This window comes from Streptococcus suis (assembly GCF_002964045.1).
GTDB lineage: Bacteria > Bacillota > Bacilli > Lactobacillales > Streptococcaceae > Streptococcus > Streptococcus suis_U.
Genome location: NZ_POPB01000038.1, coordinates 1 through 270, shown reverse-complemented (window position 1 = coordinate 270; position 270 = coordinate 1). Strand labels below are relative to the sequence as shown.

The window sequence follows — 270 nt, the reverse complement described above, 5'->3', positions numbered from 1 at the left end:
AGGACAGGATATTCTTTTCTGGCAGGAAACGATAGGAGATGACATTCCTGGTAATATGAAAATTTTACTGGCTAGTGCGACTCAACGCACCCAGACCGTCGTGGTTCAGGATAAGGCTACTTTTGACAAGATGCGGACGCTTCTGCCTGCAGAACAGGCTGAAAAGTTAGTGTATCTTGGCTATATCTACCCTCAAAGACGTGAGAATCAGAACCGGCAAGACATTTTTATTTTTACAAACTCGGATCAGATTGAGCAACTGGACTATTT

At 43.3% G+C, this 270-nt stretch carries 1 pseudogene; it reads left to right on the top strand.

The features are described from left to right. Positions 1-270: pseudogene (locus tag C1E99_RS14540) on the top strand (accessory Sec system glycosylation chaperone GtfB); the annotation flags it as partial.